The sequence below is a fragment of the Erythrobacter sp. LQ02-29 genome (assembly GCF_022576075.2).
Lineage (GTDB): Bacteria > Pseudomonadota > Alphaproteobacteria > Sphingomonadales > Sphingomonadaceae > Alteriqipengyuania.
In genome coordinates, this window is the sequence record NZ_JANCNT010000001.1 from 389,268 (window position 1) to 412,648 (window position 23,381).

At 64.8% G+C, this 23,381-nt stretch carries 21 protein-coding genes; 9 read left to right on the plus strand and 12 right to left on the minus strand.

The window, feature by feature from the left end; all coding sequences use genetic code 11:
• Positions 1-11 precede the first annotated feature (11 nt).
• The 8 genes from MKP08_RS01880 to MKP08_RS01915 form a co-directional block, all read right to left on the minus strand.
• A complete protein-coding gene (locus tag MKP08_RS01880; RefSeq protein WP_241554656.1) occupies positions 12-848 on the minus strand; it encodes a hypothetical protein in 837 nt (278 codons plus the stop codon).
• A 69-nt stretch (positions 849-917) separates the two neighbouring features.
• Positions 918-1,388: a crossover junction endodeoxyribonuclease RuvC gene (gene ruvC, locus MKP08_RS01885; RefSeq protein WP_241554657.1), complete on the minus strand. Its 471-nt coding sequence runs from the start codon at positions 1,386-1,388 to the stop codon at positions 918-920.
• Positions 1,389-1,401: 13 nt separating this feature from the next.
• Positions 1,402-1,752, minus strand: coding sequence for a DUF3147 family protein (locus tag MKP08_RS01890; protein ID WP_241554658.1), 351 nt, complete (start codon positions 1,750-1,752; stop codon positions 1,402-1,404).
• Entirely contained in the window at positions 1,752-2,498 is a 747-nt protein-coding gene (locus MKP08_RS01895; RefSeq protein ID WP_241554659.1) for a YebC/PmpR family DNA-binding transcriptional regulator, read from the minus strand. The genes MKP08_RS01890 and MKP08_RS01895 overlap by 1 nt, the downstream gene beginning before the upstream one ends.
• Positions 2,499-2,842: 344 nt before the next feature.
• Positions 2,843-3,190: a heavy metal-binding domain-containing protein gene (locus MKP08_RS01900; RefSeq protein ID WP_306300109.1), complete on the minus strand. Its 348-nt coding sequence runs from the start codon at positions 3,188-3,190 to the stop codon at positions 2,843-2,845.
• Between the two features lie 16 nt (positions 3,191-3,206).
• Complete coding sequence (locus tag MKP08_RS01905; RefSeq protein ID WP_241555505.1) at positions 3,207-4,022, minus strand: SDR family oxidoreductase; 816 nt, start codon at positions 4,020-4,022, stop codon at positions 3,207-3,209.
• 152 nt (positions 4,023-4,174) lie between these two features.
• Entirely contained in the window at positions 4,175-4,411 is a 237-nt protein-coding gene (locus MKP08_RS01910; protein ID WP_215227306.1) for a DUF2312 domain-containing protein, read from the minus strand.
• 83 nt (positions 4,412-4,494) lie between these two features.
• A complete protein-coding gene (locus tag MKP08_RS01915) occupies positions 4,495-4,809 on the minus strand; it encodes a DUF1244 domain-containing protein (protein ID WP_241555506.1) in 315 nt (104 codons plus the stop codon).
• A gap of 58 nt (positions 4,810-4,867) precedes the next feature.
• Here MKP08_RS01915 and pyk point away from each other — a divergent pair, with 58 nt between their 5' ends.
• Positions 4,868-6,346, plus strand: coding sequence for a pyruvate kinase (pyk, locus tag MKP08_RS01920; protein WP_215227305.1), 1,479 nt, complete (start codon positions 4,868-4,870; stop codon positions 6,344-6,346).
• 165 nt (positions 6,347-6,511) lie between these two features.
• On the plus strand, positions 6,512-7,546 hold the full coding sequence (locus MKP08_RS01925) for a collagen-binding domain-containing protein (RefSeq protein ID WP_241554660.1): 1,035 nt from the start codon (positions 6,512-6,514) through the stop codon (positions 7,544-7,546).
• Positions 7,547-7,568: 22 nt separating this feature from the next.
• On the opposite strand, the gene MKP08_RS01930 is transcribed toward MKP08_RS01925, so the two are convergent.
• The 4 genes from MKP08_RS01930 to rpoB all read right to left on the minus strand — a co-directional run bounded on the left by MKP08_RS01930 (position 7,569) and on the right by rpoB (position 18,732).
• A complete protein-coding gene (locus tag MKP08_RS01930) occupies positions 7,569-8,576 on the minus strand; it encodes a histone deacetylase family protein (RefSeq protein ID WP_241554661.1) in 1,008 nt (335 codons plus the stop codon).
• Complete coding sequence (gene gltX, locus MKP08_RS01935; RefSeq protein ID WP_241554662.1) at positions 8,573-9,907, minus strand: glutamate--tRNA ligase; 1,335 nt, start codon at positions 9,905-9,907, stop codon at positions 8,573-8,575. Before gltX ends, MKP08_RS01930 begins: the two co-directional genes overlap by 4 nt.
• Before the next feature lie 246 nt (positions 9,908-10,153).
• Positions 10,154-14,497, minus strand: a complete 4,344-nt coding sequence (gene rpoC, locus MKP08_RS01940; RefSeq protein ID WP_241554663.1) for a DNA-directed RNA polymerase subunit beta' — start codon at positions 14,495-14,497, stop codon at positions 10,154-10,156.
• A 68-nt stretch (positions 14,498-14,565) separates the two neighbouring features.
• Positions 14,566-18,732, minus strand: a complete 4,167-nt coding sequence (rpoB, locus tag MKP08_RS01945) for a DNA-directed RNA polymerase subunit beta (protein ID WP_241554664.1) — start codon at positions 18,730-18,732, stop codon at positions 14,566-14,568.
• Between the two features lie 418 nt (positions 18,733-19,150).
• Between rpoB and MKP08_RS01950 the strand changes: the two genes are divergently transcribed.
• The 7 genes from MKP08_RS01950 to MKP08_RS14380 all read left to right on the plus strand — a co-directional run bounded on the left by MKP08_RS01950 (position 19,151) and on the right by MKP08_RS14380 (position 23,108).
• A complete protein-coding gene (locus tag MKP08_RS01950) occupies positions 19,151-19,276 on the plus strand; it encodes a hypothetical protein (protein ID WP_255750338.1) in 126 nt (41 codons plus the stop codon).
• A 36-nt stretch (positions 19,277-19,312) separates the two neighbouring features.
• Positions 19,313-19,867 (plus strand): DUF2975 domain-containing protein, encoded by a 555-nt coding sequence (locus MKP08_RS01955; RefSeq protein WP_241554665.1) that lies wholly within the window; start codon positions 19,313-19,315, stop codon positions 19,865-19,867.
• Entirely contained in the window at positions 19,867-20,097 is a 231-nt protein-coding gene (locus tag MKP08_RS01960; protein ID WP_215227298.1) for a helix-turn-helix transcriptional regulator, read from the plus strand. The genes MKP08_RS01955 and MKP08_RS01960 overlap by 1 nt, the downstream gene beginning before the upstream one ends.
• A gap of 96 nt (positions 20,098-20,193) precedes the next feature.
• Positions 20,194-20,448 (plus strand): hypothetical protein, encoded by a 255-nt coding sequence (locus MKP08_RS01965; RefSeq protein ID WP_215227297.1) that lies wholly within the window; start codon positions 20,194-20,196, stop codon positions 20,446-20,448.
• A gap of 416 nt (positions 20,449-20,864) precedes the next feature.
• Positions 20,865-21,380, plus strand: coding sequence for a 50S ribosomal protein L10 (gene rplJ, locus MKP08_RS01970; protein ID WP_215227296.1), 516 nt, complete (start codon positions 20,865-20,867; stop codon positions 21,378-21,380).
• Positions 21,381-21,452: 72 nt separating this feature from the next.
• Complete coding sequence (gene rplL, locus MKP08_RS01975) at positions 21,453-21,827, plus strand: 50S ribosomal protein L7/L12 (RefSeq protein ID WP_215227295.1); 375 nt, start codon at positions 21,453-21,455, stop codon at positions 21,825-21,827.
• Between the two features lie 258 nt (positions 21,828-22,085).
• Positions 22,086-23,108 (plus strand): PAS domain-containing sensor histidine kinase, encoded by a 1,023-nt coding sequence (locus tag MKP08_RS14380; protein ID WP_255750537.1) that lies wholly within the window; start codon positions 22,086-22,088, stop codon positions 23,106-23,108.
• Positions 23,109-23,381: the final 273 nt, after the last annotated feature.

Genomic DNA, 23,381 nt, shown 5'->3' on the forward strand with positions numbered 1-23,381 from the left:
GCCCGAGGCACTCAGCGGGGGTCGTTGACGCACCCTTCGAAGCCGCCTTCTACCTCTTTCGCGGTCCAGCGCTCGCCCGACATATCGACGGTGAGCGCGGACTGCGCACGATAGCGTGCCATCCCCATACCGCGATCGGAAAAGCATACCCGCATGCGATTCCCTTCACGGGCGAGGATGCGGACCGACATCAGCCAGCCGAAGTCGGGTTCGTAAAGCGTAGCGCCGTTCGCTTCCTCCTCCACCCGCGTGAAGCCGTAATCGGCGAAACTCGTCTTACCCGCTTCCCGGCGCGGACCGGTGGAATTGCGGAAGGAAGAAAGGTCGAGATGCCGGATCAACCCATGAATCTGGTGAAAAGTCTCGTCTTCGATCGGCGGAATGACCGTTGTCCCGCCCGACCCGCGACGCCTTACCGCTGGCGGGACGCTCGGGTTGGTTGGATAGCTTGCCCCATCGTACCGCAGCCTGACATCGTATCCCGGCAGGATGCCGCCACCCGCGATATGAACGCCGAGATCGTGCCAGCCATTGCTCGTCTCCGGCAGCACGCGGATCGGCGCCCAGGTGATCGTGGTTTTCGTTACAACACGATAGTTGCTGGCATCGTGCGCGAGCACGAATAGCGTGCATCCGCCACTACCACAGAAAAGGCCGTCTCCGTCGCTTCCTTGATCCTCGGCGTAGATCAGCGTCTCGTCGCTGCCATCGTCGTTGAGATCGGCGTGGGCGATACGATAACGGGTCAGGTCGCGATCCCGGATGAAGGCCTGGTCGCCGGAGAAGGCGTACCCCTGCGCGGTCGAGGCCGAGAGCAGGATGGCGAGTGGCAGGGCGGGTTTCATCATGGGGCATGACCTGCGGCAGGGAATCTGGCAGCTCTGCCTAGCACATCGGCGCGCGAGCTGGCCACGGACCTAGCGGGGGGCTAGGTGCGCATCCGCGATGGCGACGGCGAGCGCGTCGGCGGCGTCGGTGCCGGCTACCTTCACCCCGGGCAGCAGGACCTTCAGCATCGCCTGCACCTGCGTTTTGTCCGCACCCCCGGTGCCTACCACCGCCTTCTTCACGAGGCGTGCGGCGTGTTCGCGGACGTCGAGGCCGGCCGTGCCGCACGCGGCTAGTACCGCGCCGCGCGCCTGCGCCAGCTTGAGCGTCGATTGCGGGTTCTTGTTGACGAACACCTCCTCCGCCGCCGCACGGTCGGGCCGGTACTCGGCGATCACGGCGCCGAGCGCCGCTTGCAGCGCCGCGAGGCGCTGCGCCATCGGAGCTTTCGCCGGCGTCGGTATCTGGCCGTTGGCGATATGCGCGATGCGGCTGCCCTCGGCGCGGATAACGCCCCAACCGGTGCAGCTGAGCGATGGGTCGAGGCCGAGTATTACCATGGCGAAGCTGCGCTCAGAGCTTCAGCCCGAGCCGCGGTCCGATCGCGCTCATGCCCAGATACAGCACCACGGTCAGCGCGCATCCGGCCAGCAGCGCGATCCAGAAATTGGTCCCCGAGCGAAGGAGGACCGGGATCAGCAGGAACATCGGCAGACTGGGCAGGACGTACCAGAAGGTCGCCTGTGCATGGACCGCCATATTCTCCGCATCGGGTCTTGCGTGCCACAGGAAGATCATCCCCAGCACCGACACGAGCGGCAACGACGCGACGATCGCCGCGGTCGCGGGCAGGCGTCGACCGATCTCAGCTATGGCTGCGATCATCACCCCGGCGAGCGCCGCCTTGGCGATGAAGCTCCACATTACCCCTCCACCTTCTCCATCACATCGTCGGAGATGTCGTAATTGCCCCATACGGTCTGCACGTCGTCGTCATCGTCGAGCACGTCGATCAGCTTGAGCAGCGTGGAGGCACCCTGTTCGTCCATGTCGACGGTGAGGTTGGGCTTCCACGCGAGCTTGACCTCCTGCGCCTCGCCCAGCGATTTCTCGAGGTCGGAGGCAACCTGGTGCAGGTCCTCCGCCGCGGTCCAGATCTCGTGGCCATCCTCGGTGCTGGTGATGTCCTCCGCGCCTGCTTCCATCGCGGCTTCGAGCACCTTGTCCTCGCCGCCCGCATCGGCGGGGTACATGATGTAGCCCAGCCGCTCGAAGCCGTGGACCACGCTGCCCTCGGTGCCGAGATTGCCGCCGTGCTTGCTGAAAGCCGTACGAATCGAGGTAGCGGTGCGGTTGCGGTTGTCGGTCAGCGTCTCGACGATGATCGCGCTGCCGCCGGGACCGTAGCCTTCGTAGCGGACCTCCTCGTAATTGTCGCCGTCCGCCGCGCTCGCCTTGTCGATCGCGCGCTGGATGTTGTCCTTGGGCATGGACTGCGCCTTGGCCGCGTTGACCGCCAGGCGCAGGCGCGGGTTCATGTCGGGATCGGGCATCCCCATCTTCGCCGCGACGGTGATCTCGCGGCTGAGCTTGGAGAACAGGTTGGAGCGCTTCTTATCCTGCGCCCCCTTGCGGTGCATGATGTTCTTGAACTTGGAATGGCCTGCCATGATTACCCCAAAAAGTGGTACTTTTTGGGGACCCCAACGCGGGGTCCCGCTGTGCGGAGCGCCTTACACCGGGTGATCGGTTGGGGGCAACTACGAGACTATCAACGAATCCAGCGATGCCCGCTCGGTTAATTTCTCAGAGCGAGAAAAGGAGAAGAAAAGGACCAAAAGCGCGACCACCGGCCACTCAAGCAGCGCGGTGATAAATGCGCCGAGACCCGATTGGCCATCTTATGGCGCTCCAGCATATTCGAGTCCGAAGCCAACCAGGAAGATGGCGGCAAAAGTCACGCCGAAAGCTAGCGCACTACGCGGGATAGCCACGCCCAAGCGCTTGGCAATAGTCAGACCCGCACAGCCGTCCCGCTCGCGCTCACCATCAGCATCGAACCGGTATCGCCGATAACCTCGTAATCGAGGTCGACGCCCACCACCGCGTTGCCGCCGCGGCTGCCGCATTCGGCCTGCAGTTCCTGGATCGCCTGTTCGCGCGCGTCGCGCAGGATGCGTTCGTAGCTCCCTGATCTGCCACCCACGATGTCGCGGATATTGGCGAACAGGTCGCGGAACAGGTTCGCGCCGACGATAACCTCGCCGGTCACGATGCCCAGATAGTCCTGGATCGGCTTGCCCTCGATCGTGGGCGTTGTGGTCACGGTGATGTCGCGCGCGTCTTTCCAGGGGCCTGCCATGGTGGCTCTCTCCTTCTCAGCCGTTGATCACGGACCCGCCATTGGGATGCAGGACCTGCCCCGACATATAGGACGAGTCGTCGCAGGCAAGGAAGAGGAAGGATGGGGCGACCTCGTTCGGCTGGCCCGGGCGGCCCATCGGGGTGCTTTCGCCGAAGTCGGGGATGTTCTCCTTCGGCTGCCCGCCCGAGGGGTTGAGCGGCGTCCAGATCGGCCCCGGCGCGACGGCGTTCACGCGGATGCCGTCCTCGATCAGGTTCTCCGACAGAGAGCGGGTGAAGGCGGTGATCGCGCCCTTGGTGCTCGAATAGTCGAGCAGGATCGGCTGCCCCTGGTACATCGTCACGCTGGTGCAGTTGACGATCGCCGCGCCCTTCTTCAGATGCGGCCGCGCGGCCTGGACCAGATAGAACTGCGAGAAGATGTTGGTCTGGAACGTGCGCTGCAGCTGCTCGGCGGTGATGTCGCGAATATCCTCGTCCGGATGCTGCTCGCCCGCGATGTTCACCAGCACGTCGAGCTGGCCGAACGTCTCGATGGTCTTCTCGACCAGCTTGGCACCGGTTTCCTGCTTGCCCAGATCGCCGCGGAAGGTGAAGGCACGCGCGCCTTCCGCCTCGCACAGCTCGCGGGTTTTCTCGGCATCGTCGTCTTCGCACAGATAGGCGATCGCGACATTCGCGCCCTCGCGCGCGAACAGCACCGCGGTGGCGCGCCCGATGCCGCTGTCGGCGCCGGTGACGATCGCCACCTTGCCCTCCAACCGTCCCGAGCCCGGATAGCGCGGGCGCCAGTCGGGCTTGTCGTCCATCTGCGATTCGTGCCCCGGCATGCGGGGCTCTTCGCTGATGGGTTGGATGAAATTCGCGTCGGCGCTTCCGGTAGCCTGTTCAGTCATGGTCGGTCCTTCGATTTTAGGTTCGAAAGATCAACCACTTGGCCCGCGCACCTGTTCCGATGCGCCCGTCGCGGCGGGGCAACAGCTCAACCCATGCCGAGCGCGGCCTTGTAGGTGTCGAGGATCATTTCCTGCTCGCTGCGATCGTCCGGCTTCATCTTACGCAGGCGCACGATCTGGCGCATGATCTTCGGGTCGTAGCCGGTGGCCTTCGCCTCGGCATAGACGTCGCGGATATCGTCGGCGATGCCCTTCTTCTCTTCCTCGAGGCGTTCGATACGCTCGATCAGCAGGCGCAGGCGGTCGTCGGTGGCTTCGGCCATCTTGGGTGTTCTCCGGCAAAAATCAGAATCGGTTGGCGGCTCGATAGCCAGCCGCGCGCGGGTGGTGAACCCTGGCGCAAAGATTAATTCGCCGCGTTCTTCGCGACGCTGGCCTTCATCCGCTCCAGCTGCTCCTGGGTGGCGGGCGACTGGTGCCGCTCCTTCCATTCATCGGCTGGCATGCCGTGGATCAGCGCCCGCGCCTGGGCCTTGTCGCCTTCGTACCCGGCATCGCGGATCCAGTCGGCAAGGCAATTGCGGCAGAAGCCGGAAAGCCCCATCAGATCGATGTTCTGCGCGTCGTGCCGGTGGCGCAGATGGCGCACCAGCCGGCGGAAGGCGGCGGCGGCGGTCGCATCGTCCAGCGTATCGAGCGGGTCGGGTGCATTCGTATCCATTCGGGGTCCTTCGGCTTCGTCCTTGAGTTGCAACGCGCCTGTGCCATAGCGTTGCTCCATGCAAAAGCTCGATCCGCCCAAGTTCGACCCGAGGGGCCGCAAGGTCAAGATCCTCGCCACCACCGGCCCCGCCAGCCGCTCCCCCGAAATGCTGCGCAAGCTGTACAAGGCCGGGGCCGACGCCTTCCGCGTCAATATGAGCCATGGCGATCACGCGACGCACGCGGAGACGATCCGCGCGATCCGGCAGGTGGAGAAGGAATTCGGCCGCCCGATCGCGATCTTCTGCGACCTGCAGGGGCCGAAACTGCGCGTCGGCACGTTCAAGGACGGCAAGGCGGTGATCCGGCATTCGGGCCACTTCACGCTCGACCGCAATCCAGAACCCGGCGACGAAACCCGGGTCGAGCTCCCCCATCCCGAACTGTTCGGCCTGCTGGAGAAGGGGCAGCGCCTCCTGATCAACGATGGCAAGATCAAGCTGCGTGTGATCCGCGCGGACGAGAACGAGATCCTGTGCTCGGCCGAGGTCGGCGGGGTCATCTCCGACCGCAAGGGTGTGAACGTGCCCGATGCCGAGATTCCCATTCCGGCGTTGACCGAAAAGGACCGGCGCGACCTCGCCTTCGCGGTGGAGCAGGGCGCGGACTGGATCGGTCTCTCCTTCGTCCAGCGGCCCGACGATCTGGCGGAAACGCGCAAGCTGATGGGCGGCGGTGCGCAGATACCCGCGCTGTGCGCCAAGATCGAGAAACCCATGGCGGTGCGCCGCCTGGCCGAGATCATCGAGCTGTCCGACGGCGTGATGGTGGCGCGCGGGGACCTTGGCGTCGAACTCGATCCCGAAGAAGTCCCGCCGCTGCAGAAGCGCATTGTCAACGACACGCGCTTGGCGGGCAAGCCGGTGATCGTCGCGACGCAGATGCTCGAATCGATGATCGAGAGCCCGACCCCGACCCGCGCCGAGGTGTCCGACGTCGCCAATGCGGTTTACGATGGCGCCGATGCGGTGATGCTGAGCGCGGAAACCGCGGCGGGCGACTGGCCGGAGGAAGCGGTCACGATCATGCACCGCATCGCTCGGCAGGTGGAAAACGACGATGCCTATCTCGGCCGCGTGCGCTTCCTCGAAACCGCGCCCGATCCGACCACGGCGGATGCCCTCGCCCATGCCTGCATGACCATCGCCGATACGGTGCCGATCGGGGCCGTCACGGTGTTCACGGGATCGGGCAGCACGGCCCGGCGCGTGGCGCGCGAACGGCCCAAGGTGCCGATGCTGGTGCTGACTCCATCGACCCGGATCGCCCGTCGGCTGGCCCTGCTTTGGGGCGCACACGCAGTGGCGACGCGCGACATCGGCAGCTTCGAGGAGATGATCGCCAAGGGCAAGCGCATGGCCTTGCGCCATGGGTTCGGCCAAGCCGGCGCGAAGCTGATCGCGCTGGCGGGCGTTCCCTTCGGTACGCCGGGCAGCACCAATCTGCTGCACGTCGTCACCCTGACCGGCAACGAGCTGGACCAGCACGCGGAATAAGGAACGCGCGCCCATCGGCGGGCCGGATACGATACCGCCCGCCTTCGAGCCTTGACAACTGTGCCATTCCGGGATCGGCGGCGTTCACGCGCTTGCCGAGCTGGCCGCGTGGATGTAATTGCGCGCGCATCTATGGTTAGCGGGTCGTTCAGGGAGTTTCCAAGCATGCGCAAGATCGCCTTTTCGGCCATGGCGTCCGTCGCCGTCACACTGCTCGCTACGCCAGCCGCCGCAGCCCCGGTCATCACCGGCACCGATGCGATGCGCGAATGGAACCTGATCGTTCTGGGCGACCTGAAGTCCAGCTCGGAAGTCGAAGGGCGCACCTTCGTCGGCGGAAACCTCAACGGAAACTCTTCGAACTATCAGATCAAGCAGGTTGCGCCGTCGAGCAATGGCACGCCCGGCCTGACCGTAGTCGGCGACGTCAATGGCGGCACCAAGAACCTGCAGGGCGGTGCCAATGTCGGCGGAACGGTGAACAGCGGCTTCAACCTGAACGGTCCGGCGCAGACGGTGAACGCGGGCGGCGCGGTCAAGAACACCAACGTCAACCAGAACACCGTGAACCAGAATCTGAACGGAACCAATCCGGCCTTTGCCGCGGGCCTCGCGGCGCAGGGCAACGCGCTGACCCAGTCGCTAGGCGCGCTTTCGACCGACCTGTCCGGCATGACTGCGACCAATATCGCCGATTTCACCTTCAATCGCGGTACCTTCAACGTGCTGCCGGATTCGATGGGGCAGGCAGTCTTCTCGATCACGGGCGATCAGCTCAATTCGATCGGCGAAATCCAGTTCAACCTCAACGGTGCGAAAACCGTCGTCATCAATGTGGCCGGCAAGGACATCGTGTTGAACGACAACTTCCTGGGCAATTCGAATGGCCTGGGCACCAATGTGCTGTGGAATTTCTACCAGGCCACCACCATTCGCAACAGCACCGCCTTCTACGGCTCGGTCCTGGCCCCCAATGCCGCGGCGACGCTGGGCAATTTCATCCAGGGCAGCACCGTCGTGAAGAGCGCGGTGCAGAACGGCGAAGTCCATCTCGGCGTGCTAGGCGGCGAATTCAATCCGGCCGCCGGCGGCGTGCCCGAGCCCACGACCTGGGCGATGCTCGTCCTCGGCTTCGGCCTCATCGGCGGCATGATGCGCTCCGCCAAGCGGCGCCCGCGGAACGCTCCGCTGACCGCCTGATCGGTTCGCTATCGCGGCGTTCCTAGCCCAATCCGGCCAGGAATGCCGCCACGTTCGATCCCAGCGCGTCGACCGCGTAGCCGCCTTCCATCACGATAAGCGTCGGCACGCCGAGGGCAGCGATCATGCCGGCCATCGCGGTGTAATCATCGCGGTGCAGGCGGAATTGCGAGATCGGGTCGCCGGCGAAGGTGTCTGCGCCGTAGGAGATCACCAGCAAGTCCGGGCCATGTGCGCGGACCGTAGCTAGCGCCTTCTCCAGCGCGGGGGCGTATCCGCTCCATTCGGTGCCCTGCGGCAGCGGCAGGTTGAGCGTCGCGCCCTCTCCCGCACCCGCGCCCCGTTCGTCCGCGTGGCCCCAGTAGAACGGGAAGTCGGTCTTCGGATCGGCATGGATGGAGGCGAACAGCACCTCTCCATCATCGTAGAAGATGTCCTGCGTGCCGTTGCCGTGGTGATAATCGACGTCGACGATCGCCACCCTGCTTGCGCCCCGCGCCTGAGCAGCGCGGGCGGCGACAGCCGCATTGTTGAGGTAGCAATAGCCACCCATGTAATCCGCCCCGGCATGGTGGCCTGGCGGGCGGCACAGCGCGAAGGCGGCGCGGTCGCCCGTCAGCACGGCGTCCATCCCGGTCAGCGCGCTCTGCGCCGCGCCATAGGCGGCGTCCCACGTACCAGCCGCGATCGGGGTCGACGCGTCGGTGGAATAGGCACCGATCTTCGCATCGATCCGTTCCAGCTCCAGCTTTCGCCGTGCGACGATGGGAAAGACGTATCCCATCGCATCGCCCTCCCGCCCGGCGGCGCGCCACTGGCGGTACGCATCGCGCAGGAATGCGACATAGGCGGGATCGTGCGCCGCCAGGATCGGCTCGATCCCGAAATCGCGCGCCGGTTCGCCCGGACCGCAGGCATCCAGCACCGAGTTGAGCCGCGCGGGCACCTCCGCATAGTCCATCCATCCGCCATTGTGCAGCTCGCGCGTAGGCGCATGCTCGGCCTGCGCGGGATCGGAGAACACTCTCATCGGCCGCCTCCCGCCGCGCGGGCGAGCCGCGCGCGCGCTTCCTCTTCGCCGATCAGGGGGACCAGTTCGCCCATGTCGGGACCGTGATCCATGCCGGTCAGCGCCTGGCGCAAAGGCAGGAACAGCTGCTTGCCCTTGCGTCCGGTGCGCGCCTTCAGAGTGGCGGTGAGCGCATGCCACGGATCGTCGGACCACACGAGGGCAGCGGCTGCTTCCGCCAGGTACACGCGGTCCTCGTCGGAGAAATCGGGTTGCTCGATCGGTCCGGTGACGAGCCGCCACCAGTCGCCCGCCTCGCCGACATGCGACAGGTTGGGCCGGATCGCATGCCAGCCCGCTTCGTCCATCCCGGCGGGCAAGCGGTCGGCGACCTCGGCGAAATCGAGCTGATGCACGATCGCGGCATTGATCCGATCGAGCTCGGCATCGTCGAACTTGGCCGGTGCGCGCCCGAAGGTCGACAGATCGAAGCTGTCCAGCAAGCGCGCACGGTCGGCGATCGGTTCGACCGGCTGGCTGGTGCCGAGCCGCGCCAGCAGCGCGACCAGCGCCTCGGGCTCGATCCCCCGTTCGCGAAAGGCGTCGCAGCCGAGCGAGCCGAGCCGCTTCGACAGCTTGCCCTCGCTCCCGACCAGCAGCGCCTCGTGCGCGAAACGGGGCGGGCGCGCATCCATCGCCTCGAACATCTGGATCTGCGCGGCGGTGTTCGAGACATGATCCTCGCCGCGCAGGACATCGGTCACGCCCATGTTGATGTCGTCGAGCACGCTCGGCAGCATATAGAGCCACGAGCCGTCGGCACGGCGGATCACCGGATCGGACAGCTGCGCCGGATCGAATTTCTGGGCCCCGCGCACCCCGTCGTCCCATTCGATCGGGCGGTCGTGATCGAGGCGGAAGCGCCAATGGGGCGCGATCCCCTCCGCCTCCTTCGCCGCGCGCTCGTCTTCGGTCAGCGCCAGCGCCGCCCGGTCGTAGATCGGGGGCAGGCCGCGGCCCAGCGCGATCTTGCGCTTAAGCTCCAGCTCCTGCGCAGTCTCGTAGGCCGGGTAAATCCGCCCGGCGGAGCGCAGCCGCTCAAAGGCGACGCTGTACATGTTGAGCCGCAGCGACTGGCGCTCCTCGCCATCGGGCGTGAGGCCGAGCCAGGCGAGATCGGCGCGGATGGCATCGACATACTCCTCCCGGCTGCGCTCCGCATCGGTATCGTCGATCCGCAGCATGAACCGCCCGCCATCCTTTCGCGCCAGCATCCAGTTGTGCAGCGCGGTGCGGATGTTGCCGACATGGAGGCGCCCCGTGGGCGAAGGGGCGAAGCGCGTGATGGTCATGCCACGTCGCTTAGCGCGGCGCCCGCTTCATTGCGAGAAGAGCGTGACCGAATGCCCTCGCCGCGCGGCGATCGCGCGAAATCGCGCGAGCCGGAGGTGAGCAACGCTCCGGTCGACGGCTCGGGAACGCCGAGTGCGGGGCATTGCGCCAGCCGTAGCGTGTTGACCGCTCCGTATTGCGCAAGAAAAAGCCCCGCCGGATCGCTCCGGCGGGGCCTTTCATTTCGGTTCGACGGATCGAACGGCTCAGCTGGCGGGGTCGCTCGCTTGGCCCTCGTCGGAGGTCTGGAGGTACTCGCCCGCATCGGCATCGGTGCCGTGCGTTTCGCCCTCCATCCGCGCGATCGGATCGTCGCCGGTGGCCGCTTCCGGCCCCTGCTCCAGCTCCGCCTCGTGCTCTTCCGCGGCGGTGTTGGCGGCGATCAGGTCTTCCTGCGCCTTCTTCCACTGCGCGCGCAGCGCGGCGTCGCGGCTGGAGGCGGTGATGCGCACCCGGTTCATCGCCGCGCCGGTACCGGCGGGGATGAGACGGCCCACGATCACGTTCTCCTTCAGTCCGATCAGCGTGTCCTTCTTCCCTTCGACCGCCGCCTGCGTCAGCACGCGGGTGGTCTCCTGGAACGAAGCCGCCGAGATGAACGAACGGGTCTGCAGCGAAGCCTTGGTGATCCCGAGCAGGATCGGTTTGCCCTGGGCCGGGCTCTTGCCCTTGCCCAGCTTCGAGTTGACCGCGTTCATCTCCTCCAGATCGACCTGTTCGCCCGGCAGCAGCACGGTGTCGCCGCTGTCGGTGATCTCGACCTTCTGCAGCATCTGGCGAACGATCACCTCGATGTGCTTGTCGTTGATCTTCACGCCCTGCAGTCGATAGACTTCCTGGATTTCCGTGCAGAGATATTCGGCCAGCGCCTCCACGCCCAGCACGTCGAGGATGTCGTGCGGGTTGGGCGAACCGGAAATCAGGGTATCCCCCTTCTTCACGAAGTCGCCTTCCTGCACGTCGATCACCTTGGTCTTGGGGATCAGGTACTCGACTGCCTCGCCCTCTTCCGGAACGATCGCGATCTTGCGCTTGGCCTTGTATTCGCGGACGAATTCGATCTTGCCCGAAATCTTGGCGATGATCGCGTTGTCCTTCGGAATACGCGCTTCGAACAGCTCGGCAACACGCGGCAGACCGCCGGTGATGTCGCGCGTCTTGGCAGCTTCGCGGCTGGCACGGGCAAGGATGTCGCCCGCGTCGACCTGCTGGCCGTCCTGGACCGACAGCGTGGTGCCCGGCGCCAGCATGTAGCGCGCGGCCTCCGTCTCGTCGTTCGCATCGTTCAGCAGGGTCAGGCGAGGCCGCAGGTCCTCGTTCTTCTTGCGACCCGTCGCCCGGTTCTCGGTCACGACGCGCTGGGCGATACCGGTGGCATCGTCCACCCGCTCTTCCAGCGTGGTGCCTTCGAGCAGGTCCTGGAAGCGCACGACACCCGACTGCTCGGTGATGATCGGCAGGCTGAACGGATCCCATTCGGCCAGGCGATCGCCTTCCTTCACCTTCTCGCCGTCCTTGTGCATCAGGACGGTACCGTAAGGCACCTTGTGGATCTCGCGCTCGCGACCTTCCGCGTCGATGACCGCCAGTTCGCCGTTGCGGGCGAGCGACAGGATACGACCCTTCTTGTCGTTGATCGTCGGCATGTCGCGATAGACGACCTTACCGTCAGAGACCGACTCGAGGTGGCTCGTCTCGTTGATCTGCGCCGCGCCGCCGATGTGGAAGGTCCGCATCGTCAGCTGGGTGCCGGGCTCGCCGATCGACTGCGCCGCGATGACGCCGACGGCTTCGCCGATATTGACCGGCGTACCGCGAGCGAGGTCACGGCCGTAGCAGGTGCCGCAAACGCCCTGCTCCGCCTCGCAGACCAGCGGCGAACGGATCTTCGCCACCTGCACCTCGGCCTCCTCGATGTCCTTCACCATCGGCTCGTCGATCAGCGTTCCCGCCTTCACGATGACCTCGCCGGTCGCGGCGTGAACGATGTCCTCCGCCGTGGTCCGGCCCAGGATACGCTCGCCGAGGCTGGCGATAACCGAACCGCCCTGCACGATCGCGCGCATTTCCAGCGCGTTCTGCGTCTTGCAGTCTTCTTCGACGATCACGCAGTCCTGCGACACGTCGACCAGGCGGCGGGTCAGGTAACCGGAGTTCGCGGTCTTCAACGCCGTGTCCGCCAGGCCCTTGCGCGCGCCGTGGGTGGAGTTGAAGTATTCGAGGACGGTCAGGCCTTCCTTGAAGTTCGAGATGATCGGCGTTTCGATGATCTCGCCCGACGGCTTGGCCATCAGGCCGCGCATGCCGGCGAGCTGCTTCATCTGCGCGGGGCTACCACGTGCACCGGAGTGGCTCATCATGTAGATCGAGTTGATCTGCGCCTGCTTGCCGTCGTCGTCGATCGGCTGCGACTTGATCTTCTCCATCATCGCGTCGGCCACCTGATCGCCGCAACGGCTCCAGGCGTCGATCACCTTGTTGTACTTTTCCTGCTGGGTGATCAGGCCGTCCTGGTACTGCTGCTCGTAACCGGCCACCAGTTCCTTGGTCTGCTCGATCATCCCGTCCTTCTCGTGCGGGATGATCATGTCGTCCTTGCCGAACGAGATGCCGGCACGGAACGCGTGGCGGAAGCCCAGCGTCATGATGGCGTCGGCGAACAGCACCGTGTCCTTCTGACCCGTGTGGCGATAGACCTGGTCGATGACGTCGCCGATCTCCTTCTTGGTCAGAAGGCGATTGATGATGTCGTAGGGAACCTTGTGGTTCTTCGGCAGGCATTCGCCGATCAGCATGCGGCCGGGGGTGGTCTCGAACCGCTTCATCACGGTCTTGCCGTCCTCGTCCGCCTGCGGAACGCGGGCGATGATCTTGGAGTGGAGCGAAACCGCCTTCATCTCGAGCGCCTGGTGCACTTCGGCCATGTCGGCGAAGCGCGGCAGCTTCTCGATCTTCGTGCCGTCCTTTTCCTCGATATATTCGGGCGTGTGCTCCTGCCGTTCCATCGACAGGTAATAGATGCCCAGCACCATGTCCTGCGAGGGCACGATGATCGGCTTGCCGTTCGCAGGCGAGAGGATGTTGTTGGTCGACATCATCAGCACGCGCGCTTCGAGCTGGGCTTCCAGCGAAAGCGGAACGTGGACGGCCATCTGGTCGCCGTCGAAGTCGGCGTTGAAGGCCGAGCAGACGAGCGGGTGCAGCTGGATCGCCTTGCCCTCGATCAGCACCGGCTCGAACGCCTGGATGCCGAGGCGGTGGAGCGTGGGCGCGCGGTTCAGCAGCACCGGATGCTCGCGGATCACCTCGTCCAGGATGTCCCAGACTTCCTTGCGCTCCTTCTCGACCCACTTCTTCGCCTGCTTCAGGGTCATGGACAGACCCTTGGCGTCGAGGCGGGCATAGATGAACGGCTTGAACAGCTCGAGCGCCATCTTCTTGGGCAGGCCGCACTGGTGCAGCTTGAGTTCCGGACCGGTCACGATGACCGAACGGCCCGAATAGTCGACGCGCTTGCCGAGCAGGTTCTGACGGAAGCGGCCCTGCTTGCCCTTGAGCATGTCGGACAGCGACTTCAGCGGGCGCTTGTTGGCGCCGGTGATGACACGGCCGCGGCGACCATTGTCGAACAGCGCATCGACCGCTTCCTGCAGCATGCGCTTCTCGTTACGCACGATGATGTCGGGCGCGCGCAGTTCCATCAACCGCTTCAACCGGTTGTTGCGGTTGATGACGCGGCGATAGAGGTCGTTGAGGTCGGACGTCGCGAAGCGACCGCCGTCCAGCGGCACCAGCGGGCGCAGCTCGGGCGGGATCACGGGGACGACTTCCAGGATCATCCACTCGGGGCGGTTGCCCGAATCGATGAAGCTTTCGACGACCTTCAGCCGCTTGATGATCTTGGCCGGCTTCAGCTTGGACTTGGTGGTCTCGAGTTCTTCGAGAAGGTCGGCCTTCTCCTGTTCGAGGTCCAGATCCATCAGCATGAACTTGACCGCTTCCGCGCCGATCCCGGCGGAGAAGGCGTCCTCGCCATACTCGTCCTGCGCCTCGAGCAGCTCGTCCTCGGTCAGCAGCTGGAACTTCTCCAGCGGCGTCAGGCCGGGCTCGGTGACGATATAGGCTTCGAAATAGAGCACGCGCTCCAGCTGCTTGAGCTGCATGTCGAGCAGCAGGCCGATACGGCTCGGCAGCGACTTCAGGAACCAGATATGCGCGACCGGCGCGGCCAGCTCGATATGGCCCATGCGCTCGCGGCGGACCTTGGTCACGGTGACCTCGACGCCGCACTTCTCGCAGACGACGCCCTTGTACTTCATGCGCTTGTACTTGCCGCACAGGCACTCGTAGTCCTTCACGGGGCCGAAGATGCGCGCGCAGAACAGGCCGTCACGCTCGGGCTTGAACGTGCGGTAGTTGATCGTCTCCGGCTTCTTGATCTCGCCGAAGGACCAGCTGCGGATACGCTCCGGCGATGCCAGACCGATCTGGATCTGGTCGAAGGTTTCCGGCTTGGCCAGCTGGTTGGTGAATTTGGTCAGTTCGTTCATGTCTCAAATCCCTTGGGGGGAGAAATCCTGGGCGAAGGTGCGGGCGACCGGAGCCGCCCGCGCCATCGTCATTCAGCCGCTATCGCGAGGCCGTCGCCGTCCTCGTCGTCCTCACCCAGGCTGGTGAGTTCGACGTTGAGGCCGAGGCTGCGCATTTCCTTCACGAGCACGTTGAAGCTTTCCGGAATTCCGGCCTCGAAGGTGTCGTCGCCCTTGACGATCGCCTCGTAGACCTTGGTCCGGCCGACCACGTCGTCGGACTTCACGGTCAGCATCTCCTGCAGCGTGTAGGCCGCACCGTAGGCCTGGAGCGCCCAGACCTCCATCTCGCCGAAGCGCTGGCCGCCGAACTGCGCCTTGCCGCCCAGCGGCTGCTGGGTGACGAGGCTGTACGGCCCGATCGAACGCGCGTGGATCTTGTCGTCGACCAGGTGGTGCAGCTTCAGCATGTAGATGTAGCCGACGGTGACCTGCCGGTCGAACGCCTCGCCGGTGCGCCCGTCGAACAGCGTGACCTGGCCCGATCCGGGCAGGTTCGCCTTCTCGAGCTGGTCGGTCACGTCGCTCTCGCGCGCGCCGTCGAACACCGGAGTGCCCATCGGTACGCCCATGCGCAGATTGCCGGCCAGCTCCACGATTTCCGAGGTCGAACGGGCGTCGATGTCGGCGTGGTACTGGTCGCCATAGACCTCCTTCAGCTTGGCCTTGACCGCTTCGGGCGGCGCGGCGGCTTCTGGGTCCGGATTGGCGCTGCGCCATTCGTCGAGCGCCGCCGTGACCTGCTGGCCCAGACCGCGTGCGGCCATGCCGAGGTGGGTCTCGAAGATCTGCCCGACGTTCATGCGCGAGGGCACGCCAAGCGGGTTCAGCACGATGTCGACCGGGGTCCCGTCCTCGAGGAACGGCATGTCCTCCTGCGGCAGGATGCGCGAGATGACGCCCTTGTTGCCGTGACGGCCGGCCATCTTGTCGCCCGGCTGCAGCTTGCGCTTCACCGCGACGAAGACCTTGACCATCTTCAGCACGCCCGGGGCCAGCTCGTCACCGCGTTCGAGCTTCTCCTTGCGGTCCTCGAACTTGTGATCGATGCCCTTCACGGCCTCGTCGTACTGGGTCTTGACCGCTTCCAGCTGGGCCTGCCGGTTGTCGTCGGCCACCGCGAACTTGAACCATTCGTGGCGGTCGATGCCGTCCAGCAGCTCTTCGCTGATCTCCGTGCCCTTCTTCACACCCTTGGGCGCAGCCGAAGCGGTCTGGCCGATCAGCATGTCGCGCAGCCGGTTGTAGGTCGCCCGGTTGAGGATTGCGCGTTCATCCTGGCTGTCTTTGCGCAGGCGCTCGATTTCCTCGTTCTGGATGGCGCGGGTACGATCGTCGATCTCGATACCGTGACGGTTGAACACGCGCACCTCGACCACCGTGCCGGCAACGCCGGGCGGCAGGCGGAGCGAGGTGTCGCGCACGTCACTGGCCTTCTCGCCGAAGATCGCACGGAGGAGTTTTTCCTCCGGCGTCATCGGGCTTTCGCCCTTCGGCGTGATCTTGCCCGCCAGGATGTCGCCCGGGTGCACCTCGGCACCGATATAGACGATGCCCGCCTCGTCGAGGTTGCGCAGCGCTTCCTCGCCCACATTGGGAATGTCGCGGGTGATGTCTTCCGGGCCCAGCTTGGTGTCGCGGGCCATCACCTCGAATTCCTCGATGTGGATCGAGGTGAACACGTCGTCCTTCACGATGCGCTCGGAGATGAGGATGGAGTCCTCATAGTTGTAGCCGTTCCAGGGCATGAAGGCGACGAGGCTGTTCTTGCCCAGCGCCAGCTCGCCCAGATCGGTGCTGGGACCGTCCGCAATCACGTCGCCCGGCTCCACCGTCTCGCCCACCTTCACCAGCGGACGCTGGTTGATGCAGGTGTTCTGGTTGGAGCGCTGGAACTTCTGTAGGGTGTAGATGTCGACGCCGGACTGGCCGGCCTCCACATCGCCCTGCGCACGGATCACGATACGGGTCGCGTCGACCTGATCGACGATGCCGCCGCGCTTGGCCGTGATCGCCGCGCCGCTGTCACGCGCCACGGTCTCTTCCATGCCGGTGCCCACGAACGGCGCCTCGGCGCGAACCAGCGGCACCGCCTGGCGCTGCATGTTCGAACCCATCAGCGCGCGGTTGGCGTCGTCGTTTTCGAGGAACGGGATCAACGAGGCCGCGACCGAGACGAGCTGCTTGGGCGACACGTCCATCAGCGTGATCTGCTCGCGCGGGGCCATCAGGTTGTCGCCCGAATGGCGCGCCGACACCAGCTCTTCCACGAAGCTGCCGTCTTCGGTCAGCTCGGCGGAAGCCTGCGCGACGGTGTGCTTCTGCTCCTCCATCGCGGAGAGGTAGATCACGTCGCTGGTGACCTTGCCGTCCTTCACCTGGCGATACGGCGTCTCGATGAAGCCGTACTTGTTCACCCGGCTGAAGCTGGCGAGCGAGTTGATCAGACCGATGTTCGGGCCTTCCGGCGTCTCGATCGGGCAGATGCGGCCATAGTGGGTCGGGTGAACGTCGCGGACTTCGAAGCCTGCGCGCTCACGCGTCAGACCGCCCGGCCCGAGCGCCGAGACGCGGCGCTTGTGGGTGACTTCCGACAGCGGATTGGTCTGGTCCATGAACTGCGACAGCTGGCTGGAGCCGAAGAACTCGCGCACCGCAGCGACGGCGGGCTTCGCGTTGATGAGATCGTTCGGCATCACGGTCGACACGTCGACGCTGCTCATGCGCTCCTTCACGGCGCGCTCCATGCGCAGCAGGCCGACGCGGTACTGGTTCTCCAGCAGTTCGCCGACCGAACGCACGCGGCGGTTGCCGAGATTGTCGATGTCGTCGACTTCGCCCTTGCCGTCCTTCAGGCCGACGAGCTCCTTCACCACCGCCAGGATGTCTTCCTTGCGCAGCGTGGTGACGGTGTCTTCGGCGTCCAGTTCCAGACGCATGTTCAACTTCACGCGGCCGACGGCCGACAGGTCGTAGCGGTCGCCATCGAAGAACAGACCTTCGAACAGCGCCTCGGCGGTTTCCTTGGTCGGCGGCTCGCCCGGGCGCATCACCTTGTAGATCGCCTCCAGACCTTCTTCACGGTTCTCGGCCTTGTCGGCCTGCAGCGTGTTGCGGATCCACGGGCCGGTGTTGACGTGGTCGATGTCGAGCAGCTGGATGCGGTCGATCCCGGCATTGTCGAGCGCCTCGAGGTTTTCGGGCGACACTTCCTCGCCCGCCTCGATGTAGATGCGGCCCGTCGACTCGTCGATCATGTCCGCCGCGGCGTAGCGGGCGAACACTTCCTCGGTCGGCAGCAGCAGCGTGGTGAGGCCGTCCTTGGCCTCCTTGTTCGCAGCGCGCGGGCTGATCTTGTGGCCGGCGCCGAACACTTCCTCGCCGGTGTCGGCATTGACCAGCGCGAAGCCCGGCTTCACGCCGCGCCATTGCTCGGGCACGAACGGGATCTTCCAGCCGTCCTTGGCCCGTTCCCACGTCACGGTGTCGTAGAAGTGATCGAGGATCGCCTCGCTATCGAGACCCAACGCGTAGAGCAGGCTGGTGACCGGCAGCTTGCGCTTGCGGTCGATGCGGACGTTGACGATGTCCTTCGCGTCGAACTCGAAATCGAGCCACGAACCGCGATAGGGAATGACGCGCGCGGCGAACAGCAGCTTGCCGGACGAGTGGGTCTTGCCGCGGTCGTGGTCGAACAGCACGCCGGGCGAGCGGTGCATCTGCGACACGATCACGCGCTCGGTGCCGTTGATGATAAAGGTGCCGTTCTCGGTCATGAGCGGCATGTCGCCCATGTAAACGTCCTGCTCCTTGATATCGAGCACGGAGCGGGTCTCAGTCTCCTGGTCCACTTCGAACACGATCAGGCGCAGCGTCACCTTCATCGGGGCCGCGTAGGTGATGCCGCGCTGGCGGCATTCGGTGGTGTCGTATTTCGGCGGCTCGAGCTCGTAATTGACGAAGTCGAGCTCGGCGGTGCCGGCGAAGTCGCGGATGGGGAACACGCTGCGCAGCGTCTTCTCGAGGCCGGAGACGTAATCGATCTCCTTGTCGGAACGCAGGAACTGCTCGTAGCTCTCGCGCTGGACCTCGATCAGGTTCGGCATCTGCACCACTTCGTGGATGTCGCCGAAAATCTTGCGGATGCGCCGCTTCGCGGTGCCGGTGTTGGCCCGAGCCTTCGCCTTGGTCGCCATGGAGGAGAGTACCTCTTTCTTCGTGTTCCCGGACGCCGCGGGACGCGCGCGCCGGATCGCCGTGATGTTCGCGTGTGGGACAGGCTCCACCGCAGACGCTGCAAGGCCGCAGCGAATCGCCCACCGGTCCGGTGGACAGCTGCAGCCAGTCAGAACGTCGCGATTATGGAGCGCGCCGCTTCCATTCCTAGGTCGATCCCCGCGCAGGACCGTCCTTGCTCGAAGCCGGCGGTTGGGTGCGAGATAGGCGGGAGGCCGCGCGAAGTCAACGGGTGAGGGCGGACACGGGGCGGGCAAATGCGAGCGGTATCAATGGATTATCGTTTTTCGATATTATCGATTGACGATATGGGCGGTTCTGTTTATCGATTAGCGATATCGACATCATCGTGATTCGATACATGGAAGGAACACAATCATGACCGCTCGCCTCTTCGCATTCGCCACCGCCGTGCTGCTGACCTTCGCCACGTTCCAGCAGGTGGCCGCGATCCCCGCCGCGCCTGTCGCGAGCCAGCCCGCCGCCGCCGCGCAGCTTGCCTGAGCCCGCCCGCCCCGCCTTCACCCGGAGTTCGCCATCATGAAAGCCACCAAGTCCGATCCCCTGCTCACCATAGCGCGCATCGTCGTGGTCATCGGGGAAACCCTGATGGCGATCGCGATCCTCGCCATGGGGGTGGTCGCGGCCATCCTGCCCTTCGTCGGCGACACGGTGGAGGAAAAGCTGCGGACCGCCTCCGGCGTGCCGACCGCCGATTTCCCCCTGCTGCCCGCCATCGCCGTGCTGCTGCTGGCGCTGGTCGCGTTCGTGCTGCTCTACCTGTTCCTGCGCAATCTGCGCCGCATCATCGACACGGTGGGAGAGGGCGATCCGTTCCTGCCCGTCAACGCGACGCGCCTCACCAATATGGCGTGGCAGATGCTGGCGGTGCAGTTGCTTGCCCTGCCGATCGGTGCGATCGGAATGCTCTTCGCAGGCGACATGCCCCAGCCGGAGGGTTCGCAGACGGACTGGATCCATGTCGATGCCAGCCTGGATTTCAGCGGTATCGTGATGGTCGTCGTCCTGTTCATCCTCGCTCGCGTGTTCCGGCAAGGTGCCGCCATGCGCGCTGATCTGGAAGGAACCGTGTGATGCCCGCGGAGGAAGGAGCCAACATCATGGTAAAGCTCGACGACCTGCTGCACGAGCGGCGCATGACCCTGACCGAGCTGGCCGATCGCGTCGGCCTGACCCTCGCCAACCTCTCGATCCTGAAGACCGGCAAGGCGAAGGCGATCCGCTTCTCCACGCTCGAGGCGATCTGCCGCGAGCTGGAATGCCAGCCCGGCGACCTGCTGGCCTACGGCCCGGAAAAAGCGTAACCAACCTTTCCATCGGATGAATTTTTCGCTCCCAATTCGGAACGAATCGAATTATGGCCGCATTGAGGCATTGAAACCTCACCTAGGAGATTCGTTATGAAGAAGCTTTTGATCGCCGCCCTGCCCGTCGCCTTCGCCCTCGCCGCCTGCGGTGAGAAGCCGGCCGAAGACACGACCGCGATGGACGACACCACGATGGCGACCCCGACCGAGACCGCGATGCCCGACGCCACGATGACCGACGGCACCATGACCGACGGCGCGATGACCGACACCGCGACCCCGACCGACGGCGCGATGACCGACGGCGCGACCCCGACCGACACGGCTTCGACCGACGCGGCGATGTAAGCCATTCGATCCTTCCCCGCCCCAGCGGCGGGGATCGATTGTTCGGAGAAGGCCCGCCCAACGGCGGGCCTTTTTCGTATGAGGGAACGACAGGTCCGGGCGGCGCATGCCCGCGCCCTGCCTTGACATTCCCCTGCCATTGCGCGAAAGGCGCGCCCGATCGCTTCGGCGGTCATCCGTCCGAGACAGCTGGTGAGGGAAATCTGTCCCTCTTAATTTCCGGCCTAGACGGGGAAACGAGATTTTAGGCCCGGCCCGCCCGGTGCCACCGCGCATCCCTCGGCCATGGCCCGGGATCGCATCCCTCCTTCCCTGATCGAACGGACCAAGCCCCGTGCCGGCTACGGCGCGGGACGTGTGAGCCGGTCGTGCGTGCCCATGCCGGGCAGGTGCGGCCATTAGTGAAGGAGTACGGCATGGATCGTTCGCAGAAAACCGAAGCGGTCGCCCAGCTCAATGCGGTCTTCAAAGAGGTCGGCGTGGTGGTTGTCACCCGCAACCTCGGCCTGTCGGTGGCGCAATCCACCGATCTGCGCAGCAAGGTCCGCGAAGCGGGTGCGACTTACAAGGTTGCGAAGAACCGTCTTGCCACGCTCGCCCTGAAGGACACCGATTACGAAGGGCTGGAGGAGTATCTCTCCGGCCCGACGGCGCTGGCCTGGTCGGAAGACCCGGTCGCCGCGGCGAAAGCTACGGTGGATTTCGCCAAGACGAACGACAAGCTCGAAATCGTCGGCGGATCGATGGGCGGGCAGATGCTCGACGAAGCAGGGGTCAGGGCGCTCGCCGCACTGCCCAGCCTCGACGAGCTGCGCGCAAAGCTGGTGGGTCTCGTCAACGCCCCGGCGACCAAGGTCGCCCAGGTGGTCAACGCCCCCGCCGCCAAGCTCGCCCGCGTGTTCGGTGCCTATGGCGCCAAGGACGCGGCGTAAGCGGTTTTTCCAATACGCAAACATTCAACTGGGGCGCAGCATGCACCCCGCCTAAATTTGGAGTAATGCATCATGGCCGATATCAAGGCTCTCGTTGAAGAACTGTCGAAGCTGACCGTCCTCGAAGCCGCCGAGCTCGCCTCGGCTCTCGAGGAAGAGTGGGGCGTGTCCGCCGCTGCCGCGGTGGCGATGCCTGCCGCCGGTGGCGCGGGCGATGCGCCCGCCGCCGAAGAGAAGGACGAGTTCGACGTCATCCTGACCGGTGACGGCGGCAAGAAGATCCAGGTCATCAAGGAAGTCCGCGCCATCACCGGCCTGGGCCTCACCGAAGCCAAGGGTCTCGTCGAAGGCGCGCCGAAGCCGCTCAAGGAAGGCGTCAACAAGGCCGAAGCCGAAGAGATCAAGAGCAAGATCGAAGCCGCTGGCGGCACGGTCGAGCTCAAGTAACGGGTTGGCGGGCCCCCGGCTCGCCACCGTTATCCCGGATCCGATCCGGGTCTCGAACAAACGAAAGGGGCGGTACCGCGAGGTGCCGCCCTTTTTCGTGTGGCGTCGAATATCGATCCGACATCGCAGGCCTTCATCATGTAGCGATCGAGAAACTTCGTCACATTGTCATGACTTTGGCAGCACATTGCGGTATTGTCGCAAGGTTGAAGGGATCACGATATCGCACGTTCCGAACCAGAAGTCCGGCCGGAGAGAATTTGGGACGTGGCGCCCGACCTGTTCGGCATCCTCGACAAAAGCGGGCGCTTTCAGCGTACCAATCCGGCATGGCTCTCCGTTCTGGGATGGAGACCCGACGAGGTGGAAAGTTGCAGCTTCACGGACTTTCTGCACCCCGACGATGCGCAGGCAAGCATGAGCGCGTTTCATGACCTGCAAGCTGGCAAGGCCGCGCTGCACTTCGAGAACCGATATCGGCACAAGAACGGAAGTTACGTCTGGCTGTCGTGGAACGCGATCCCGGAAGGCGCGACCTATTATTGCACCGCGCGGGACATCAGCGACGACAAGGAAACCAAATCGTCCCTGGATACCAGCGTCGAGCAGGCGGAGCTGCGCGAGCAATTCATAGCCGTCCTCAGTCATGATCTGCGCAACCCACTCGCGGCGCTTCGCGCGGGAATCGGAATGCTGTCCCGCGAACAGCTCGGCGATCGCGGCAGATTGGTGATCACCGAAAGCGAAAAGTCCATCAAGCGGATGTTCGACATGATCGACGACCTGATGGACTTTGCACGGTCGCGGCTCGGAAGCGGGGTCTCGCTCGAATTGGAGGACAGCGCAGACCTGTCGGGCGCGCTTGAGGCAGTCCTGCAGGAAATCGCCGTGGCCCATCCCGAGGCCCGGCTGCGGTCCGACATTGCGATCGACACCCCGGTTCGCTGCGATGTCGCTAGAGTGAGTCAGCTCACATCCAATTTGCTCGCCAATGCCGTGACCCATGGCGACGTCAGTGCGCCCATCACCTTGAAGGCTCGCGGCGGGGGCAACCGATTGGAAATCTCCGTAAGCAATTCGGGGGAGCCTATTCCCGAAGCCGTTCGGGAAGGTCTCTTCGAACCATTCGTGAGGGAGGAACGGCGACCCTCGCAGGAAGGGTTGGGCCTCGGGCTCTTCATAGCAGCCGAGATCGCGCGCGCGCATGGTGGTACCATAGCGGTGAAGTCGGATGCCGATGGAACGCGTTTCACGTTCCAGATGCACCAAGTACCGGCCTGACCGCTTTCCCCTTTTCATGGCCGGGGCAACCGGGGCCCGCGTGGCCGCATTCTCCGGTTCGGGACATCTTGCCTTGGCCCCGTATTTTCCTACCTCGCGCCAATCGGCTACCCTGGCGCCGCTCTTTCAAATCGTCTGCCTGGCTCGCCGCCTGCGATAACGTTGCCTTCGGTTGCGGCGCGCATGTCGCTCAATCGCATCTCTCTGCACCGGGAGCGCGGAAGTTGACACGCAAACAGGCCCATTGGGCGGTAAACATCTGAAATCGCGATT

What these genes read in the sequence shown, in the direction of transcription:
- ruvC (WP_241554657.1), bottom strand. Translation starts at nt 1,388, where the DNA reads ATGGTAATACTCGGCCTCGACCCATCGCTCAGCTGCACCGGTTGGGGC.
- rplJ (WP_215227296.1), top strand. Translation starts at nt 20,865, where the DNA reads ATGGATCGTTCGCAGAAAACCGAAGCGGTCGCCCAGCTCAATGCGGTC.
- MKP08_RS01880 (WP_241554656.1), bottom strand. Translation starts at nt 848, where the DNA reads ATGATGAAACCCGCCCTGCCACTCGCCATCCTGCTCTCGGCCTCGACC.
- MKP08_RS01960 (WP_215227298.1), top strand. Translation starts at nt 19,867, where the DNA reads ATGCCCGCGGAGGAAGGAGCCAACATCATGGTAAAGCTCGACGACCTG.
- MKP08_RS01965 (WP_215227297.1), top strand. Translation starts at nt 20,194, where the DNA reads ATGAAGAAGCTTTTGATCGCCGCCCTGCCCGTCGCCTTCGCCCTCGCC.
- MKP08_RS01890 (WP_241554658.1), bottom strand. Translation starts at nt 1,752, where the DNA reads ATGTGGAGCTTCATCGCCAAGGCGGCGCTCGCCGGGGTGATGATCGCA.
- pyk (WP_215227305.1), top strand. Translation starts at nt 4,868, where the DNA reads ATGCAAAAGCTCGATCCGCCCAAGTTCGACCCGAGGGGCCGCAAGGTC.
- MKP08_RS01900 (WP_306300109.1), bottom strand. Translation starts at nt 3,190, where the DNA reads ATGGCAGGCCCCTGGAAAGACGCGCGCGACATCACCGTGACCACAACG.
- MKP08_RS01895 (WP_241554659.1), bottom strand. Translation starts at nt 2,498, where the DNA reads ATGGCAGGCCATTCCAAGTTCAAGAACATCATGCACCGCAAGGGGGCG.
- MKP08_RS01910 (WP_215227306.1), bottom strand. Translation starts at nt 4,411, where the DNA reads ATGGCCGAAGCCACCGACGACCGCCTGCGCCTGCTGATCGAGCGTATC.
- MKP08_RS01950 (WP_255750338.1), top strand. Translation starts at nt 19,151, where the DNA reads ATGACCGCTCGCCTCTTCGCATTCGCCACCGCCGTGCTGCTGACCTTC.
- MKP08_RS01930 (WP_241554661.1), bottom strand. Translation starts at nt 8,576, where the DNA reads ATGAGAGTGTTCTCCGATCCCGCGCAGGCCGAGCATGCGCCTACGCGC.
- MKP08_RS01955 (WP_241554665.1), top strand. Translation starts at nt 19,313, where the DNA reads ATGAAAGCCACCAAGTCCGATCCCCTGCTCACCATAGCGCGCATCGTC.
- rpoC (WP_241554663.1), bottom strand. Translation starts at nt 14,497, where the DNA reads ATGAACGAACTGACCAAATTCACCAACCAGCTGGCCAAGCCGGAAACC.
- gltX (WP_241554662.1), bottom strand. Translation starts at nt 9,907, where the DNA reads ATGACCATCACGCGCTTCGCCCCTTCGCCCACGGGGCGCCTCCATGTC.
- MKP08_RS01905 (WP_241555505.1), bottom strand. Translation starts at nt 4,022, where the DNA reads ATGCCGGGGCACGAATCGCAGATGGACGACAAGCCCGACTGGCGCCCG.
- MKP08_RS01925 (WP_241554660.1), top strand. Translation starts at nt 6,512, where the DNA reads ATGCGCAAGATCGCCTTTTCGGCCATGGCGTCCGTCGCCGTCACACTG.
- MKP08_RS01915 (WP_241555506.1), bottom strand. Translation starts at nt 4,809, where the DNA reads ATGGATACGAATGCACCCGACCCGCTCGATACGCTGGACGATGCGACC.
- rplL (WP_215227295.1), top strand. Translation starts at nt 21,453, where the DNA reads ATGGCCGATATCAAGGCTCTCGTTGAAGAACTGTCGAAGCTGACCGTC.
- rpoB (WP_241554664.1), bottom strand. Translation starts at nt 18,732, where the DNA reads ATGGCGACCAAGGCGAAGGCTCGGGCCAACACCGGCACCGCGAAGCGG.